This is a genomic window from Paraburkholderia sp. BCC1886 (assembly GCF_900996245.1).
Lineage (GTDB): Bacteria > Pseudomonadota > Gammaproteobacteria > Burkholderiales > Burkholderiaceae > Paraburkholderia.
Genome location: NZ_CAAJGK010000086.1, coordinates 1 through 567 on the forward strand (window position 1 = coordinate 1; position 567 = coordinate 567).

The 567-nt window shown below is 68.4% G+C and carries 1 protein-coding gene; it reads left to right on the forward strand.

Features of this window, described 5'->3' with window-relative positions; genetic code table 11:
- Positions 1-567, forward strand: a 567-nt coding sequence (locus FQ746_RS28530) for an AMP-binding protein (RefSeq protein WP_144113154.1), incomplete at both ends; no start/stop codon positions are given.

A 567-nucleotide genomic window follows, 5' to 3' on the forward strand; every position in this document is an offset into this window, starting at 1 on the left:
CCGAACTCGTGACCTGCTCGGCCTGCGTGCCGACGGTCTGGCTGGGCCTGCTCAACCACCTGCGCGAATCGGGTGCCGGCTTCTCGACCATGGAGCGCACGGTGATCGGCGGCTCGGCCTGCCCGCCGGCCATGCTGCGTGCCTTCGAGGACGATTACGGCGTGCAGGTGATCCACGCCTGGGGCATGACGGAAATGTCGCCGCTCGGCACTCTGGCGCGGCTGACCTGGGAGCAGACGCAGCGCGACGAGACCGAACGGCGCCGCTCGCTGGAGAAGCAGGGGCGCGTGATCTATGGCGTGGACATGCGCATCGTCGGCGAGGATGGCCGCGAGTTGCCCTGGGACGGCATCGCGTTCGGCGAGCTGCAGGTGCGCGGGCCCTGGGTGGTCGAGCATTATTTCGACGGCAGCGGCTCGCCGCTGGTCGACGGCTGGTTTCCCACCGGCGACGTCGCCACCATCGATGCCGACGGTTTCCTGCAGATCACCGATCGCAGCAAGGACGTGATCAAGTCGGGCGGCGAGTGGATCAGCTCGATCGACCTGGAGAACGTCGCGGTGGCGC